The following is a 17107-nucleotide window of genomic DNA, read 5'->3' as shown; positions in this document are numbered from 1 at the left end:
GGTCAGGCCGTGATCGGGAGGGTCTGGGCGTCGACGGCGACCTGGTCGAGCGCCGTCGCGATCGCACCGCGGGTCTCGGCCCATTCGCCGAAGGAGGCTTCGACGATCTCGGGGAGACCGTCCGCGGAGGTGAGTGCCGTCCGCTCGAGGGAGTGGCGCATCGGAGCCATGAGGAGTTCGCCCGCGAGTCCCAGTTCGCCGCCGACGATGATGAGCTCGGGATCGAACAGGTTGCACAGGCTCGCCGCGGCCACACCGATGTGTCGGCCGGCGTCGGCGATGACACGTCGGGAGCTGCCGTCGCCGGATTCGGCCGCCTGGAGGAGGTCGCCCAGGCGCTGCATGCCCTCCCCGGGAGGGAAGAGGGAGAGGAGGGCGGGCCCTGCCGCGTACGTCTCGAGACACCCGCGGTTGCTGCATCGGCAGATCGGGCCGTTCTCGTCGAGCGTGACGTGGCCGATCTGCCCGGCCTTGCCGTTCACGCCGCGGAAGAGATCTCCGTCGACGATGATGCCGGCGCTGATGGTGTGGCCGATGCGGATGAACACCGACGAGCGGGACGCGCGACCGGATCCCTCCCGCGCCTCGGCGAGACCGCCCAGGTTCGCCTCGCTGTCCACGTGGACGGGACGGCCGATGCGGGAGGTCAGGCTTTCGGCGACGTCGATGCCCTCCCAGCCGCGGAGGAGACCGGGCGTGGAGACCATGCCCGTGCGCGGATCGATCGGCGCGGGGAGGGCGAGGCCCACGGCGAGGAGATCCGACACGGAGCCGCCGAGGGACTCCATCATGTCTCCGAGCAGGAGACTCAGCCGGTCGAGCTCCGCGTCATGGCGGTGATCCAGCGGAAGCGGGAGCGTCGTCTGGGTCACCGTGGTGCGGGTGGCGTCCGCGATCGCGATCCGCAGGTGGCGGGAGCTGAAGTGGACCCCGGCGACGAGACCCACCTGACGCGCCAGCGAGACCAGCGTCGCGCGCCGCCCGCTGCGCGATGTGAACGAGGTGTGCAGCAGCCCCGACGCCGTGAGCTCCTTGACGATGTTCGACACCGTGGCGGGTGACAGGCCCGTGATCCCCGCCAGCTCCACCTGAGTGAGACGCCCGTGACGTTTGAGCGATTCGATCACGCGGGCACGGTTCGCCTCTCGCAGGGAGGTCTGCGAGCCCGGCGGTGGGGTACGGCGTGCCACGGGACACACTGTACCGGTAGCCGGCGCGGGCGTCAGCGGCGGTCCGCCGCGAGCCGCACCAGCACGATGTTCTCGGCCTCGTCGGTCTCGGCGACGGCGGGGTGGGCCTTGAGGAACTCCGAGAAGCTCTTGTGGCCGAGCGCCTTCTCGCTGAAGGAGGGGTCGAGCCGCTTGATGAGGCTCTTCACCGCCGAGGCGTGCTGCCACTCCGCATCCTCTTTGTCGCTCTCCAGCCGCAGGGCGCGCTCCAGCAGGTCGGCGGTGGGATCGGATGCCGGCTTCCGTCCGCGTCGGCGGGTGGGGGTGGAATCCTTCTCGGCGCTCGGGGGCGCGGCGACACCGGGGAGGGCGTCGTAGGAGTCGAACTGGTCGCACGCGGCGGCGAGCGACTTCGCGGTGGAACCGGCCACCCCGACGCCGACGACGAAGCGTCCGAGGCGCTTGCACCGCTGCGCGAGCGGGACGTAGTCCGAGTCTCCCGCGACGATCACGACGTGCGTGAGGTCCGGAAGGCGGAACATGTCCTCCACGGCATCCACCGCGAGACGGATGTCCGCGCCGTTCTTGGCGTAGGCGGCGGCCGGGAAGAGCTGGACGAGGTCGACCGCGCGCGCCACGAGCTGCGAGCGGTACTCCGCGTTCACAGGAGCGGACCAGTCGGCGTACGCACGCGTGGTCACCAGCGTCCCGAAGGACGTGGCGTAGTCGATGATGGCGCCGACGTCGATGGTCGCCGCGGTGAGCCGCTCGGCGATCTCCGGATCGGCGGCGTCCGCGGCGATCTTCTGCCGATCGCGCGAGTAGGCGTTCCGCCCGTGGACCCGGTCGTACCAGGACATCACGATGTTGTCGAAGTCCAGGTACACCGCCACCCGGGCGCCGGGTGCGGGGGCCATCAGTCCTCCTCCGAGGGGTAGCGCACGCCGATCAGGCCGCGGATCTCGTCCAAAGTCTCCATGATCGCGACCGTCTCGTCGATGGGGAGCAGATCGCTGTCCCGCGTGCCGTCGGCGACGTACTTCTCGGCCGCAAGGGCCTGGAACTGCATCCCGCGCCCGGAGATCTCCGAGCGGTACTCCTCCAGGACGGTGCCGTCGGGGCCGATGACGCGGAACGAGGTGGCGTTGTACCAGACGCGGTCGATGTCGATCCGGCCCTCGGTGCCGATGATGTGCGCGACGTTCGGTCCCGATGCGCGGGAGGCCGACAGCGACGTCGACACGGCCCCCGAGGGATGCACCATGATCGTGGCGACCTCGGTGTCGGCCCCGGTCTCGCCCAAGCGCCCGGAGGCGGCGATCGAGATCGGCTCGCCGAGGATGTCCCACGCGAAGGACACCGGGTACACCCCGAGATCCAGCAGCGCGCCGCCGCCGAGTTCCAGTGCGTTGAGGCGGTGGGTGGGATCCGACGGAAGCAGCTGGGTGTGGTCGGCCATGACCGCGCGCACTTCGCCCAGTGTGCCGGCGGCGATGATCTCGCGGATCCGCGCCATGTGGGGGAGGTAGCGGGTCCACATCGCCTCCATCGCCAGCAGTCCGCGCTCCGCGGCGACGTCGCGCACCTCTGCGGCCTCGGCGGCGGTCAGGGTGAAGGGCTTCTCCACCAGGACGTGCTTGCCGGCGTTCAGGGCGAGGAGGGCCTGGGAGTGGTGGAAGGGGTGCGGCGTGGCGATGTAGACGATGTCGACTTCGGGGTCGGCCACGAGCTCCTCGTAGCTGCCGTGCACGCGGGGGATCGCATACTGCTCGGCGAAGGCCGCGGCCTTGTCCCGATCGCGCGATCCGACGGCGACGACCTCCCGGCCGGCGAGACGGATGTCGCGGGTGAAGGCGTGCGCGATGCCGCCGGGGCCGAGGATGCCCCAGCGAAGACTCGGAGATGCGGATGCGGTCATCCTCCGAGGGTAGCGGGCGAGGCGTCGCGAATTAGGCTTCGCAGGGTGAGCACTCCGATCGACCGCTTCCGAGAGATCCTGCGGATCCCGACCGTCTCGCACGTCGACGTCTCGCTCGTGGACACCGCCGCGTTCGACCTCCTGCACGACACGATCGCGCGGCTCTATCCGCGCGTGCACGGCGTGCTGGAGCGTGAGGTCGTCGCCGGTCACGCGCTGCTGTACCGCTGGCGCGGTGCATCGCCCGATCGGCCGCTCGTGCTCATGGCCCACCAGGACGTCGTCCCGGTCGATCCGGTCGAGTGGCGGCATCCGCCGTTCGCGGCCGAGATCGTGGGAGAGGGGACGGATGCCGAGATCCACGCCCGCGGCGCGATCGACGACAAGGGCGCGCTCGTGGCGATCCTCGAGGCGGCGGAGGAGGCGCTCGCCGAGGGCGTCGTCCCCGCTCACGACGTCTACCTGGCCTTCGGTCACAACGAGGAGACCGCGGGCGACGGCGCCCGCGCGATCGCCGCCGTGCTCGAGGCGCGCGGCATCCGGCCCGCCCTGGTGCTGGACGAGGGCGGCGCGGTCGTCGAGGGCGTCCTCCCCGGCGTCGACGTCCCGACGGCCATGGTCGGGGTCGCCGAGCGCGGCGTGATGACGCTGACCCTCACCGTCCACGAGGCGGGCGGCCATGCCTCGACGCCGCCGTCGTTCCCCGCACCCGCGCGGCTCGCCAGGGCGATCGGTCGTCTGCACCGGCATCCGTTCCCCGTCCGCCTGGCCCCGCCCGTGCGCGCGATGCTGGCGACCCTGGCCCCGCACGCGCGGGGGCCGCTCGGACCGCTCCTCGCCCACCTCACCGTGACGGCGCCGCTGCTCGCGCGCGCCCTGCCTCTGGCGGGTCCGGAGACCAACGCGATCGTCCGGACGACCGCGGTCGTGACCGAGCTCGACGGCGCGGTGGGGGAGAACGTGCTCGCCACGCGCGCGCGGGCGACCGTGAACGTCCGGCTGCTCACCGGCGACACGGTGGAGGGCGCGATCGCGCGCGTGCGTCGCGTGATCGGCGATGCCGCGGTGGAGGTCGAGCTGCGCCAGGGAAGCGACCCGTCGCCCGTGTCCCCGTGGCGCGGGGAACCCTGGCGGCGGATCGCGACGGCGGTCGCGGGCACCCTCGGAACGGATGTCGTCACCACGCCCTACCTGCAGCTCGGCGCGAGCGACAGCCGGTGGTTCACGGGGATCAGCGATCACGTCTACCGCTTCACCCCGTTCCACCTCACCCGCGCCGAGCGCGACGCGCTGCACGCGCCGAACGAGCGCATCCGCGTGGCGGTCTGGCTGCGCGGCATCGCGTTCTATGGGGCGCTGATCCGCGCGTCCTGAGGCCGACGCCGGAACGCCGGCGGGTGTCGGCATGTTACGACCCGGTTTCGGCGGTCGAGACGGCCTGCCTACTCTGCCTGAGGCACCGCGATGAGGCGAGCGGGTGAGATCCACCCGCCTCGGCGGTCGTCCGGCCGCCCGCGTGGTGCCCCACAACCACGAGGAGCACCATGTCCGTCATCAAGCCGCTGTCCATCTCCGCACTCGCCCTCGTCGTCGCGCTCGGGGTCGCCGGGTGCGCATCGCCCGCCTCCGACTCCACCGACGGCGCCGCGAGCGAGGGTCCCGTCCGCATCGGCGTGGTCGGTGCGGGGGACCCGTACTGGGCGACCTATGTCGAGGCCGCGGCAGCCGAGGGGATCGAGGTCGAGCTGGTCGACTTCACCGAGTACACCCAGCCGAACCCGGCGCTGTCCGCCGACGAGCTGGACCTGAACCAGTTCCAGCACATCATCTATCTCGCGACCTACAACGTGAACAGCGCCGACGACCTGCAGCCGATCGGGGCCACCGCGATCTATCCGCTCGGGCTGTACTCCAGCCAGTACGACGCGGTCGAGGACATTCCCGAGGGTGCGACCGTCGCCGTCCCCAACGACGAGTCGAACCAGGCGCGGGGACTCCTCGTCCTGCAGTCCGCGGGTCTGATCGAGCTCGAGGACGGCGGGTCGATCTTCTCCACGGTCGCCGACGTCCTCCCGGGATCGAAGGTGACGGTCGAGGCCCTCGACGCCGCGTTCACCGCGACCTCGCTCCCCGACGTCGCCGCCGCGATCATCAACAACGACTTCGTCGAGGACGCCGGTCTGAGCTTCGACGACGCCATCGCGACCGATGACCCCTCGGACCCGAGCGCCTTCCCGTACATCAACATCTTCGCGGCCAAGGCGGCGGATGCCGACAACCCCACCTACCAGCGTCTGGTGGAGATCTTCCAGACCGACCAGGCGGTTCTCGACGGGCTTCAGGAGGCATCCGGCGGTACCGCGGTGTTCGTGACGACGCCCGCGTCCGAACTCGTCGCGTCGCTCACCGACGTCGAGGACGACATCCGCGCGAACCAGTGACCGCGTCGCTCATCCGCCTCACGGGCGTCACCAAGTCCTACCCCCCGACCGAGAAGGGTGCCCCGCGCACCCTCGCGGTCGATGACGTGTCCCTCACCATCGCCGCGGGCGAGGTCTGCGGGATCATCGGCTACTCGGGGGCAGGCAAGAGCACGGTGCTCCGCCTGGTCAATGCCCTGGAGAAGCCCACATCCGGGGTGATCCAGATCGACGGGCGCGACATCACGGGACTTCGCGAGAAGGACCTGCGTGCGCTCCGAGGCGACATCGGCATGATCTTCCAGCAGTTCAATCTGTTCGGTTCCCGGACGGTGGCGGGGAACGTCGCCTACCCGCTGGAGGTCGCCGGTCGTCCGCGCGCCGCCATCCGCGAGCGCGTGGCGGAGCTGCTGGACTTCGTCGGTCTCTCGGCGAAGTCCGGCTCGTACCCCGAGCAGCTCTCCGGCGGTCAGAAGCAGCGCGTCGGGATCGCCCGCGCGCTCGCCACCACCCCGCGGATCCTGCTCGCCGACGAAGCCACCAGCGCCCTCGACCCGGACACCACCCAGGAGGTCCTGGACCTCCTCCAGCGGGTCAACCGCGAACTCGGCATCACCATCCTGGTGATCACGCACGAGATGGACGTCATCCGGCGCCTCGCCGACCGCGTGGTGGTGATGGAGGACGGCCGCATCATCGAGAGCGGCGACGTCTTCGACATCCTCTCCGCCCCGCAGCACGGGGCGACGCGGCGGTTCGTCTCGAGCATCATCGAGGACGTCCCGCGCGGGGAGCAGCTGGAGACACTGCGACGTCGGCACCCGGGGCGGATCGTCACCTTCACGATCCGAGACGGCGATGTGACGCAGGGCGATGTGTTCGGGGCGTTCGCCGCCGAGAGGGTGCGCTTCGAGCTCATCCACGGCGGCATCAACGACATCCGCGGGCGTGTCTTCGGACACCTGACCCTCGCCGTGGACGGTGATGCCGACGCCGTCGACCGTGCGATCGCGCACGCGTCCCGCTTCGCCCCGCTGATCGAGGAGGGCCGCCGTGGATAGGCTCGTCACCCTGCTGCCGGAGCTGTGGGCGGCGACGTTCGAGACGCTCTACGTCGTCTCGATCGCGCTCCTGTTCGGTGGGCTCGCCGGGCTGCTGCTCGGTCTCGCCCTCTACGCCACGCGCCCCGGAAGCCTCTTCCCGCAGCGTGTCGTGTTCGGCGTGCTCAACGTGGTCGTGAACTTCTTCCGGCCGATCCCGTTCGTGATCCTCCTCGCCGCCGTCCAGCCGCTCGCCCGCGGCATCGGCATCCCCGGGATCGGACCCGAGTTCGGCATCTTCGCGATCAGTCTCGCGTCGATGTTCGCCATCAGCCGGATCGTCGAGCAGAACCTCCTGACGGTCGACCGCGGCGTCATCGAGGCGGCACGCGCCGCCGGCGCGAGCCGGTCGCGGATCCTCTTCCGGCTGGTCCCGCGCGAGGCTCTGGGCCCGCTCATCCTCGGGTACACGTTCATCCTCGTCGCCCTGGTGGACATGACCGCCATCGCGGGCGCGGTCGCCGCCGGCGGCCTCGGGGAGTTCGCGATCGTCTACGGTTTCCGCCAGTTCAATCCCGCCGTGACCTGGGCGGCGGTCCTCGTCATCATCGTCATCGTCCAGGCGGTGCAGTTCCTGGGCAACGCGCTGGCGCGGAAGGTCCTGCGCCGGTGATCGTCGCCGGGATGTCGAACTGTTGCGCCCGGTGCTGCGCACGGGACCGGTCGGGGAGGACGATGACGCCATGGGCCTGTTGATCTCACCCGCCGACCTGTCCGCGCTCCTCGACGAGGGTGCCCCCGTTCGCCTGCTGGACGTGCGGTGGCGCCTGGACCGGCCCGAGGGCCGGCCCGACTACGTCGCCGGCCACCTGCCCGCGGCGGTGTACGTCGACCTGGAGCGGGAGCTCTCCCGACGTGGCGAACCGGAGGAGGGCCGGCATCCGCTGCCCGCGACGGCCGACCTCCAGCGCGCCGCCCGCCGCTGGGGCATCTCGCACGGCGATGTGGTCGTGGTCTACGACGACATCCATTCCGTGGCCGCGTCCCGTGCGTGGTGGCTGCTCACCCGCAGCGGCGTCGCCGACGTGCGCGTGCTCGACGGGGGCCTCCGGGCCTGGACCGACGCCGGTCACGCGCTCGAGACCGGCGACGTGCTGCCGGTGCCGGGCGACATCGACCTTGCCCCGATCGCCGGCGGCACGATCACCATCGACGAGGCCGCGCGGTGGCCGTCGCACGGTGTCCTCCTCGACGTGCGTGCACCCGAGCGATACCGGGGCGAGAGCGAGCCGATGGATCCCGTGGCCGGTCACATCCCGGGCGCGGTGAACCTCCCCACGACGGCACTGATCGACAGCGGGCGCTTCGCCGACCCCGCGCGACTGCGCACATTCTTCGCCGCGGCCGGAGCCGACGGCACGGTCCCGGTGGCGGCGTCGTGCGGATCGGGGATCGCCGCCAGCCACGCCGTCCTCGCCGGGGAGCTCGCCGGGATCGACGTCGTGCTCTTCCCCGGATCGTGGAGCGCATGGTCGCGGACGCCCGGGCGCCTCGTGGCGACCGGGCCCACGCCGGAGGGTGTGGTCGCACCGGCGTGAGGCGCGTCAGCGGGACGCGGCGTCCGGCCGCAGCGCTTTCTGGATGCGGGGCAGCGACACCGGCTCGGCGGTCCCGAGCGCCTGGGCGAAGAGGCTGACCCGGTACTCCTCGAGCAGCCACCGTGCGTTCGCGAGTTCGCGCGACGTGTTCTCCGGGAGGGGGACCGCACCGCCCGCGTCGGCGTAGAGCGCCGCGGCCCGCTGGAACTCGGTCTGGCGCTGCCGGTCGCGGCCCGGGTTGTCCGCCATCCCGTCCAGACGCTCCCGCGCCGCACGCAGGTAGCGCGGGAGGTGCGTGAGCCGGGCGGTGCCGGTGCGCGAGACGAAACCGGGGAAGACGAGCCCCGCCAGCTGGGCCTTCACATCGCCGAGGGCGGAAAGGAGTGTGAGGGAGTTGCGCTCGCGGATGCCGCGTTCGACGTCGCGGGCGGCGACGAGGATCTTCGCCGTCAGCGAGACCACCCGGAACGTCTCATCGACGACGACCGCCGACAGGGCGTCCCGCACGCGGTCGAACTCCGCGCGGGTGCGGACCACGCCGTCCGGAGCCGCGGTCCGCAGCACGGTGTCGGCGACGGCGACACGGCAGTCCTCCACGAGGGCTTTCGCCGAGGGGTAGGGGGAGGCGGCGAGCGCCAGCTTCTCGGCCGACGTCAGGTGGTCCAGCACGTACGTGGCGGGCGAGGGCACCGCGAGCAGCAGCAGTCGACGGATGCCGCGGTGCGTGGCCTCCCGCGCGCGGTCGGGCGTCGACTCCACCCGCAGGGACACCGTCGCTCCGTCGTCGACGATCGCGGGGTAGCCACGGACGACGCCCCCGGCGACGCGGGTGTCCACGACCTCCGGGAGGGTGTCCATCGGCCAGGAGGTGAGGCCGGACTGCTCGGCGAACGCCGGCCCATCGGTCGGCGCGTCGGCGGCGCGTCCGCCGGGGCCGCGCGCGCCGCCCCGGGCGAACGGCGTGGCCGGGACGGGGCGGGAGAGGGAGCGGGAGACCTCTTCGCGGGCCCGGGCGGAGAGCGAGGACTGCAGTGCGCTCAGATCCGTGTCGCGTCCGAGCACGCGCCCGCGGCCGTCGACGACCCGGAAAGTGACCTGCAGGTGCGTGGGCACGCGATCGGACTCGAAATCGTCGGCGGTCACGGGCTGATGCGCCACGCGTCGGATCCGCTGCGCGAGGGCCGCGCGCAGCGGATCCGGCGGGAGCCCGTCGTAATCCTCGGGTCCCTGTCCGCGCAACTCCGCGGCGAACGTCGACGCCCAGTCCCCGGCGGGGACGACATGACGCCGGATCGCCTTGGGGAGAGCCCGCAGGAGTGCGGTGATCAGCTCGTCCCGCATGCCCGGGACCTGCCAGTCGAATCCGTCGGGGCGGAGGGTGGCCAGGAGGGCGATCGGGACGACGACGGTGACGCCGTCGTCCTCTGCACCCGGCTCGAAGCGGTAGGCGAGGCTCAGCACCTGATCACCCTGCGTCCATCGCCCGGGGAAGTCGCGCTCGTCACCCCGCGAGGCCTCGTCGACGAGATCGGCCTCGCTCATGTCGAGCAGGCGCGGCGCGCGGACCGAGTGCTCCTTCCACCACGCCTCGAACGAGCGGACGTCGAACACGTCGCGCGGGATCCGGGCGTCGTAGAAGCGGAACACCGCCTCGTCGCCGACCAGGATGTCGCGTCGTCGCTGGCGTTCCTCGAGACGTTCGAGGCGGCGGCGGAGCTCATGATTGCGGCGGTGGAACGCGCTCGCGCGCTTGTCGAGGCCGCTCGGATCCCACTCGTCGTCGACGAGGGCGTGCCGCAGGAACATCTCGCGTGCCAGAGGTCGGTCGAATCGCGCGAGCTGCACGCGCCGACGCGCGATGATCTCGACGCCGAAGAGGGTCACCTTCTCGTAGACCGACGCCGCGCCCGCGGTCTGCGACCAATGCGGCTCGCTCAGCTGGCGGCGGACGAGGTCGCCCGCGAGCGACTCGGCCCACGCCGGATCGATCACGGCGACCGTGCGGGCGTACAGCCGCGAGGTCTCGACGAGCTCGGCGGCCATGAGCGCGGCGGGGCGCTTCTTCTTCAGCCCCGACCCCGGGAAGATCGCGAACCGCGCCCCGCGCGCGCCGAGGTACTCCGCCCCCGGCGGCTTGCCGCGGCCGGCTCCGGCGCCGCGGGCGGGGGCGCCCTTGGGGCCCGAGCGCTCGTCGAGCACGCCGATGTGCGAGAGGAGGCCAGCCAGGATCGCGCGGTGCACGGCATCCGGATCCGCCGGTGCGACGCGCGGCTCGCGGCGCTCGTCACCGGTGGGGCGGAGGAGCTGGGTGAGCTGGCGATGGACGTCGGACCACTCCCGCACCCGCACGTAGTTGAGGTGCTCGGAGCGGCAGAGGCGCCGGAACGCGCTCGATCCCAGCTCGTCCTGCTTCTCGCGCAGGTGGTTCCAGAGGTTCAGGAGCGACAGGAAGTCGCTGGTCGGATCGGCGAAGCGCGCGTGCAGTCGATCCGCTTCCTCGCGCCGCTCCTCCGGGCGCTCGCGGACGTCCTGGATCGACATGCCGGAGACGATCGCCAGCACCGCCGGGAGCACCCCGTCCTTTCTGGCCTGCAGCAGCATGCGTGCGAACCGCGGATCGATCGGGAGCCGCGCGATCTCGCGACCGATGTCGGTGAGGCGGTTCTCGCCGCGTGTCCCCGACGTCACCGCGCCGAGTTCGCGAAGGAGGTCGAACGCCGCCTTCACCCCGCGCGAGTCGGGGGGCGTGAGGAAGGGGAACCGCTCGATGTCGCCGAACCCGAGGGCGAGCATCTGCAGGATGACGGCTGCCAGCGACGTGCGGAGGATCTCGGGATCGGTGAATTCGTCGCGCGTGACGAAGTCGTCCTCGCCGTACAGGCGGATGGCGACGCCCGGGCTCGTGCGTCCGGCGCGCCCGGAGCGCTGCTGCGCGGAGGCCTGCGAGATCGGTTCGATCGGGAGTCGCTGGATCTTGCTGCGAGCCGAGTACCGCGAGATGCGCGCCGTGCCCGTGTCGATGACGTAGCGGATCCCCGGCACCGTCAGGCTCGTCTCGGCGACGTTCGTGGCCAGGATCACGCGGCGGCGGACGCCCGCGACGCCCGATCGCTCGAAGACCCGGTGCTGATCGGCGGCGCTGAGACGTCCGTAGAGAGGGAGGACCTCGGTGGGCGCGGCATCCTTCGCGTACATGCCGCGGACGGCATCCACCGCGTCGCGGATCTCCGCCTCGCCCGGAAGGAACACCAGGACATCCCCCGCGGGTTCGCGATCGAGCTCGCGGAGGGCGCGGAGGATACCGTCCACGTCGTCGCCGGAGTCGCCCTCGCTTTCGCCCGGGGCCGGAGCCTCCCGGGGGCGGTAGCGGATCTCGACCGGGTGCGTGCGCCCCGAGACCTCGATGATCGGCGCGGGGGTGCCGTCGGCCGCGGCGAAGTGCGCGGCGAAGCTCTCCGGGTCGATCGTCGCGCTGGTGATGATGACCTTCAGGTCGGGGCGGCGGGGGAGCAGTCGATGGAGGTAGCCGAGGAGGAAGTCGACGTTCAGCGAGCGCTCGTGCGCCTCGTCGACGATGATCGTGTCGTATCGGGAGAGCAGCCGATCGCGATGGATCTCGTTGAGCAGGATCCCGTCGGTCATCAGCGCGATCGAGGTGTCGGCGGAGACGTTGTCGGTGAAGCGCACCTTGTAGCCGACGGTCGTCCCGAGCGGAACGGCGAGCTCCTCCGCGATGCGCTCCGCGATCGTGCGTGCCGCGATCCGGCGCGGCTGGGTGTGCGCGATCTTCTGCCGTCCGAGGTCGAGGCAGATCTTCGGCAGCTGCGTCGTCTTGCCCGATCCGGTCGCCCCGGCGACGATGACGACCTGATGCCGCGCGACGGCGTCGGCGATCTCGTCCCGTGCGGCGCTGACGGGGAGCTCCGGCGGATAGGAGATCACGGGCGCGGGCGAAGACATAGCCTTCGATCGTATCGTGCGGACGGGGGCGATGTCTCCGCCCGTCGAGGTCGACGGCCCCGTCCTAGGGTGTCGTCATGACCGATTCGATTCCCACGGTGACCCTCAACGACGGTCACCGCATCCCCCAGCTCGGCTACGGCGTGTTCAAGGTCCCGGCCGACGACGCGGAGCGCGCCGTCACGGAGGCCCTCGAGCTCGGCTACCGCCACATCGACACCGCCGCCATCTACGGCAACGAGGAGGGCGTGGGCGCGGCGATCGCGAAGAGCGGCATCGCCCGCGACGAGCTCTACGTCACGACGAAGCTCTGGAACGACCGCCATCACGGCGACGAACCGCAGCACGCCATCGCCGAGAGCCTCGGCCGACTCGGCCTCGAGTTCGTCGACCTGTATCTCGTGCACTGGCCGACGCCCGCGAAGGACGACTACGTCCACGCGTGGGAGCAGATGGTGACCCTCCGCGAGGCAGGCCTCACCCGCAGCATCGGCGTGTCCAACCACCTCGTCCCGCACCTGGAGCGCATCGTGGCGGCGACCGGGGTCGTCCCCGCCGTGAACCAGATCGAGCTGCACCCGGCCTATCAGCAGCGCGAGATCACCGACTGGGCTGCCGACCACGGCGTCGCGATCGAGTCCTGGGGCCCGCTCGGCCAGGGCAAGTACGACCTGTTCGGCGCCGAGCCCGTTGCCGCCGCGGCCGCCGCGCACGGCAAGACCCCGGCGCAGGCGGTGCTGCGGTGGCACCTGCAGAAGGGCTTCATCGTCTTCCCGAAGTCGGTCCGTCGCGAGCGCCTCGCCGAGAACCTCGACGTGCTCGATTTCGCGCTGAGCGCCGACGAGGTCGCCGCGATCGACGCGATGGACCCGGGCGACGGCTCCGGTCGCGTCAGCGCCCACCCGGACGAGGTCAACTGACCCTCGCGCGACGGGGACCCACTACTGGTCGGTCGGCGCGTCAGATCGCGCCGACCGACCAGTAGTGGATCCGCCAGAAGTCGTAGGGCACGGTGACGGCGGTGAGGATGGGGTACCAGAACGCCGACATCGCCACGGCGGCCACGAGGAAGACCGCCACGAGCCCGAACCCGGTCGTGCGCCGATGCGCGCCGGCGTCGGGGGGACCGAGGATGTCGCGCAGGGCGTAGGTCAGCGCCAGGATCAGGAACGGCAGCATCGCCACCGCGTAGAACTGGAAGATCGTCCGCTCGGGATAGAGCAGCCACGGCACGAACGTCGCCGCGACACCCAGGATCACAAGGGCGGGTCCCGGCGTCGGGCGCCGCACCAGGCGGATGAGGAGATACCCCACGGCGATGACGCCGGCGAACCAGATGACCGGGTTGGGCATGCTCGAGACCGTGGCGATGCAGTCGCCGGGTCCGGGGCAGCCGGCATCCCCCGCAGCCGAGCTGAAGGTGTACATCGCCGTCGGCCGCAGCAGGAGCAGCCAGGCCCATGCCGGACTCTGGTAGCTGTGCGGCGTCGACAGATCCACGTGGAAGCCGTAGATGCCCTGGTGGTAGGTCCACAGGTTCGCGAGGGCACCGAAGAGATCCCCGGGAGGTGCGGGGACGGCGGTCGACGTGCGGCCGTAGCCGCCCGCGGTCAGGAGCCACCCGCTCCACGACATGAGGTACACCAGGCCCGCGATCGGCACGAGCAGGAGGAAGGTCACCGGACCCTGGCGGAAGACCGCGTCGCTCGGCCAGAAGGTCACGCCCGCGCGTCGGCGCGCGAGGGCGTCCATGACGACCAGGTACAGCCCCACCGCGGCGAGCACGTACAGTCCCGACCACTTCACCGCGCTCGCCGCGCCCAGCGCCGCGCCCGCCGCGAGCACCCAGGGGCGGTCGACGCTGAGCCGTCCCCACGCCGGGGGATCGGCATCCGCGTCGAGGAGCCGCCGCGCGGCGGCCCTCCGGTCCTGCTGCGCGCGGTCGAGCGCCACGAACCAGAACGCCAGGACGAGGAAGAAGGTCAGGATGCCGTCGAGGAGCGCCACGCGGCTCATCACGATCGCCATGCCGTCGATCGCCATCAGGAGACCGGCGACCGACGCGAAGACGACGGACCCGGTGAGCGAGCGCGCCAGGAGGTAGACCGCGAGGACGGTGAGGGTCCCCACGACCGCCACGCCGATCCGCCAGCCGACGGAGGATTCCGCGCCGAACAGCGCCATGCCGGCGCCGATGATCCACTTCCCGAGCGGGGGATGCACCACGAAGCTGCCGTCGGATCCGAACAGCCCCGTCTCGCCGGCGACGAAGCGATCGTCGACGTCGTCCGGCCAGGTCGCCGAGTAGCCGAGGTTCCACTGGCTCCACGAGTCCTTGACGTAGTAGGTCTCGTCGAACACCAGCGCGTGCGGGTGCCCGAGATTCCACAGCCGGAGGATGCCGGCGAGGACGGTGAGCGCGAGCGGGGCGGCCCACTCCGCGACACGGAGGACCCGGGGCTCCCCGAGACGGATGCGCCACCGGTCGTAGACGCTCGGTCGCGCCGTCCCCGCGTGCGTCTCGAGCCCGGCGTGCGTCACCCGCCAAGTCTAGGCTGGACCGGTGATCATCCTCGCGGCGACCCCCATCGGCAATCTGGGGGACGCCTCGGCGCGGCTCGTGGAGGCCCTCGGCGCGGTCCCCGTCATCGCCGCCGAGGACACCCGGACCACCCAGCGCCTCCTCGCCGCCCTCGGGGTGACCCACCGGCCGCGTCTGGTCGCCCTGCACGACCACAACGAGAAGGAGCGCGCGGCCGAGATCGTCGAACTCGCGCGCGACGCGGACGTGCTGCTCCTGAGCGACGCGGGGATGCCGACCGTCAGCGATCCCGGCTACGGCGTGGTCGCCTCGGCGATCGCGGCGGGCGTGGGGGTGACGGCCCTCCCCGGCCCGAGCGCCGTCCTCACCGCGCTCGCGCTGTCGGGACTCCCCACCGACCGGTTCGCGTTCGAAGGCTTCCTGCCGCGGAAATCCGCGGAGCGGAGCACCGTGCTCCGCCGACTGGCCGCCGAGGCGAGGACGATGGTCTTCTTCGACTCGCCGTCGCGCGTCGCGGCGTCGCTCGCCGACATCGCCGAGGTGTTCGGATCCGATCGCCGGGTGGCGCTCGCCCGCGAGCTGACGAAGATGTACGAGCAGGTCCTGCGGGGGACGGCCGCCGAAATCGCCGAGCGTGCGCGCGAGGGGGTGCGCGGGGAGGTCGTCCTCGTGATCGAGGGTGCGCCGGCGCGCGAGGTCACCTTCGCCGACGCCGTGGCCCAGGTGCGGGCCCAGGTCGCATCCGGCATCCGCCTGAAGGAGGCGGCGGTCGACGTCGCCGCGCACACCGGCCACACGCGCCGCGATCTGTACCAGGCGGCCCTGACGGCGCCGGATCGTCACGACGACGGGGCGCCCGCGGGACCGAACTAGAATTCCCTGGTGAGCACCGGCCGATCCTTCTACATCACGACGCCGATCTACTACCCGAGCGATGTCCCGCACATCGGGCACGGGTACACCACGGTCGCCGTCGACACCCTGGCGCGCTGGCACCGTCAGGCCGGTGACGACACCTGGATGCTCACCGGCACCGACGAGCACGGCCAGAAGATGATGCGCGCCGCCTCCGCGAACGGCGTGCAGCCCCAGGAGTGGGTCGACAAGCTCGTCTCGGAGTCGTGGTTCCCGTTGCTGGAGACCCTCGACGTGGCCAACGACGACTTCATCCGCACGACGCAGGAGCGTCACGAGGAGCGGGTGAAGAAGTTCGTGCAGGCGATCCACGACCGCGGCTACATCTACGCGGGCGAGTTCGAGGCGCTGTACTGCGTAGGCTGCGAGGAGTTCAAGACCGAATCCGAGATCGTCGACGGCACCGGACCGTTCGACGGGCTGAAGGTGTGCGCGATCCACTCCAAGCCCCTCGAGCTCCTCCAGGAGAAGAACTACTTCTTCAAGCTGAGCGAGTTCGGAGACCGTCTGCTGGAGCTTTACGCGAGCCGCCGCGACTTCATCCGGCCCGAGTCCGCCCGCAACGAGGTCGTCTCCTTCGTGAAGAACGGTCTGAAGGACCTCTCGATCTCGCGGTCCACGTTCGACTGGGGCATCACCGTCCCGTGGGACGAGTCCCACGTCATCTACGTGTGGGTGGACGCGCTGCTGAACTACGCGACCGCCGTCGGGTACGGCGCCGAGCCGGACGAGTTCGATCGTCGCTGGCCGGCCTATCACGTCGTGGGGAAGGACATCCTGCGCTTCCACGCCGTGATCTGGCCCGCGATGCTGATGGCCGCCGGTGTCGAGGTGCCCCGCGGGGTCTTCGCCCACGGCTGGCTGCTGGTGGGCGGCGAGAAGATGTCCAAGTCGAAGCTGACCGGTATCGCGCCCACCGAGATCACCGACGTCTTCGGCTCCGACGCCTACCGGTTCTACTTCCTCTCGGCGATCGCGTTCGGACAGGACGGATCGTTCTCGTGGGAGGACCTCTCGGCCCGGTACCAGGCGGAGCTCGCCAACGGGTTCGGCAACCTCGCGTCGCGCACCACGGCGATGATCGAGCGCTACTTCGAGGGCGTGATCCCGCCCGCGGCCTCCTACGAGGAGGGCGATCTGCGCATCCAGCGGATCGTCGCCGAGGCGGCGGCTGCCGCGGATGCCGCGATCGAGCGATTCCGGGTCGACGAGGCGATCGCGGCGATCTGGACGATCGTGGACGCGTTGAACCTCTACATCACCGAGAACGAGCCGTGGGCGCTCGCCAAGGATCCCGAGCGTCGGCCGCGCCTGGAGACGGTGCTCTATACGGCCGCCGAGGGCCTGCGCGCGCTGGCGGTGCTGCTGTCGCCGGTGATGCCGGAGTCCACCGAGAAGCTCTGGATCGCGCTCGGCGCCGCCGAGACGATCGGACGCCTGCAGGATCAGCCGATCCGCGAGGCCGGCGCGTGGGGCGTGCTCCGGCCCGGAACGAGCGTCAACGGTCTCGCACCGCTCTTCCCCCGCGTGGAGCAGTCCGTCTGA

General features: G+C 71.3%; 13 protein-coding genes. 8 read left to right on the top strand and 5 right to left on the bottom strand.

The genetic code is table 11. From position 1 onward, the window contains the following. Window positions 1–2: 2 nt before the first annotated feature. From ABXJ56_RS00745 to ABXJ56_RS00735, 3 genes are read right to left on the bottom strand one after another with little or no spacing between them, the layout of a single operon-like run. Entirely contained in the window at window positions 3–1190 is a 1188-nt protein-coding gene (locus tag ABXJ56_RS00745) for an ROK family transcriptional regulator (protein ID WP_353997842.1), read from the bottom strand. 32 nt (window positions 1191–1222) lie between these two features. Further along, entirely contained in the window at window positions 1223–2086 is an 864-nt protein-coding gene (locus ABXJ56_RS00740) for an NYN domain-containing protein (protein WP_353997841.1), read from the bottom strand. Then, window positions 2086–3087 carry a Gfo/Idh/MocA family protein gene (locus ABXJ56_RS00735; protein ID WP_353997840.1) on the bottom strand — a complete coding sequence of 334 codons (1002 nt, stop codon included), beginning with the start codon at window positions 3085–3087 and terminating at the stop codon, window positions 2086–2088. The genes ABXJ56_RS00740 and ABXJ56_RS00735 overlap by 1 nt, the downstream gene beginning before the upstream one ends. A gap of 45 nt (window positions 3088–3132) precedes the next feature. On the opposite strand from ABXJ56_RS00735, the gene ABXJ56_RS00730 reads away from it, so the two are divergent. From ABXJ56_RS00730 to ABXJ56_RS00710, 5 genes are all read left to right on the top strand, one after another. Further along, the gene (locus ABXJ56_RS00730; protein ID WP_353997839.1) at window positions 3133–4461 is read left to right on the top strand and encodes a M20/M25/M40 family metallo-hydrolase; all 1329 of its coding nucleotides are present in this window, start codon (window positions 3133–3135) and stop codon (window positions 4459–4461) included. A 170-nt stretch (window positions 4462–4631) separates the two neighbouring features. Continuing rightward, a complete protein-coding gene (locus ABXJ56_RS00725) occupies window positions 4632–5528 on the top strand; it encodes a MetQ/NlpA family ABC transporter substrate-binding protein (protein ID WP_353997838.1) in 897 nt (298 codons plus the stop codon). Next, complete coding sequence (locus tag ABXJ56_RS00720; RefSeq protein ID WP_353997837.1) at window positions 5525–6568, top strand: methionine ABC transporter ATP-binding protein; 1044 nt, start codon at window positions 5525–5527, stop codon at window positions 6566–6568. Before ABXJ56_RS00725 ends, ABXJ56_RS00720 begins: the two co-directional genes overlap by 4 nt. After that, the gene (locus ABXJ56_RS00715) at window positions 6561–7220 is read left to right on the top strand and encodes an ABC transporter permease subunit (protein ID WP_353997836.1); all 660 of its coding nucleotides are present in this window, start codon (window positions 6561–6563) and stop codon (window positions 7218–7220) included. Before ABXJ56_RS00720 ends, ABXJ56_RS00715 begins: the two co-directional genes overlap by 8 nt. A gap of 70 nt (window positions 7221–7290) precedes the next feature. After that, the gene (locus ABXJ56_RS00710) at window positions 7291–8145 is read left to right on the top strand and encodes a sulfurtransferase (protein WP_353997835.1); all 855 of its coding nucleotides are present in this window, start codon (window positions 7291–7293) and stop codon (window positions 8143–8145) included. A gap of 6 nt (window positions 8146–8151) precedes the next feature. On the opposite strand, the gene hrpA is transcribed toward ABXJ56_RS00710, so the two are convergent. After that, window positions 8152–12105 carry an ATP-dependent RNA helicase HrpA gene (hrpA, locus tag ABXJ56_RS00705; protein WP_353997834.1) on the bottom strand — a complete coding sequence of 1318 codons (3954 nt, stop codon included), beginning with the start codon at window positions 12103–12105 and terminating at the stop codon, window positions 8152–8154. A 77-nt stretch (window positions 12106–12182) separates the two neighbouring features. On the opposite strand from hrpA, the gene ABXJ56_RS00700 reads away from it, so the two are divergent. Then, entirely contained in the window at window positions 12183–13025 is an 843-nt protein-coding gene (locus tag ABXJ56_RS00700; RefSeq protein WP_353997833.1) for an aldo/keto reductase, read from the top strand. A 40-nt stretch (window positions 13026–13065) separates the two neighbouring features. On the opposite strand, the gene ABXJ56_RS00695 is transcribed toward ABXJ56_RS00700, so the two are convergent. Further along, complete coding sequence (locus ABXJ56_RS00695) at window positions 13066–14646, bottom strand: dolichyl-phosphate-mannose--protein mannosyltransferase (protein ID WP_353997832.1); 1581 nt, start codon at window positions 14644–14646, stop codon at window positions 13066–13068. A gap of 22 nt (window positions 14647–14668) precedes the next feature. Here ABXJ56_RS00695 and rsmI point away from each other — a divergent pair, with 22 nt between their 5' ends. Both rsmI and metG read left to right on the top strand, forming a co-directional pair. Next, window positions 14669–15520: a 16S rRNA (cytidine(1402)-2'-O)-methyltransferase gene (rsmI, locus tag ABXJ56_RS00690; RefSeq protein ID WP_353997831.1), complete on the top strand. Its 852-nt coding sequence runs from the start codon at window positions 14669–14671 to the stop codon at window positions 15518–15520. 9 nt (window positions 15521–15529) lie between these two features. After that, window positions 15530–17107, top strand: coding sequence for a methionine--tRNA ligase (gene metG / locus ABXJ56_RS00685; RefSeq protein WP_353997830.1), 1578 nt, complete (start codon window positions 15530–15532; stop codon window positions 17105–17107).

Origin of the sequence: Microbacterium aurantiacum (assembly GCF_040532595.1) — a bacterium.
Classification (GTDB): Bacteria; Actinomycetota; Actinomycetes; order Actinomycetales; family Microbacteriaceae; genus Microbacterium; species Microbacterium chocolatum_B.
This window is presented reverse-complemented; position numbering and strand designations above follow the sequence as displayed.

Coding starts and splice junctions, on each gene's coding strand:
- ABXJ56_RS00740 (WP_353997841.1), bottom strand. CDS start 2,086: ATGGCCCCCGCACCCGGCGCCCGGGTGGCGGTGTACCTGGACTTCGAC.
- ABXJ56_RS00735 (WP_353997840.1), bottom strand. CDS start 3,087: ATGACCGCATCCGCATCTCCGAGTCTTCGCTGGGGCATCCTCGGCCCC.
- ABXJ56_RS00725 (WP_353997838.1), top strand. CDS start 4,632: ATGTCCGTCATCAAGCCGCTGTCCATCTCCGCACTCGCCCTCGTCGTC.
- ABXJ56_RS00710 (WP_353997835.1), top strand. CDS start 7,291: ATGGGCCTGTTGATCTCACCCGCCGACCTGTCCGCGCTCCTCGACGAG.
- hrpA (WP_353997834.1), bottom strand. CDS start 12,105: ATGTCTTCGCCCGCGCCCGTGATCTCCTATCCGCCGGAGCTCCCCGTC.
- ABXJ56_RS00700 (WP_353997833.1), top strand. CDS start 12,183: ATGACCGATTCGATTCCCACGGTGACCCTCAACGACGGTCACCGCATC.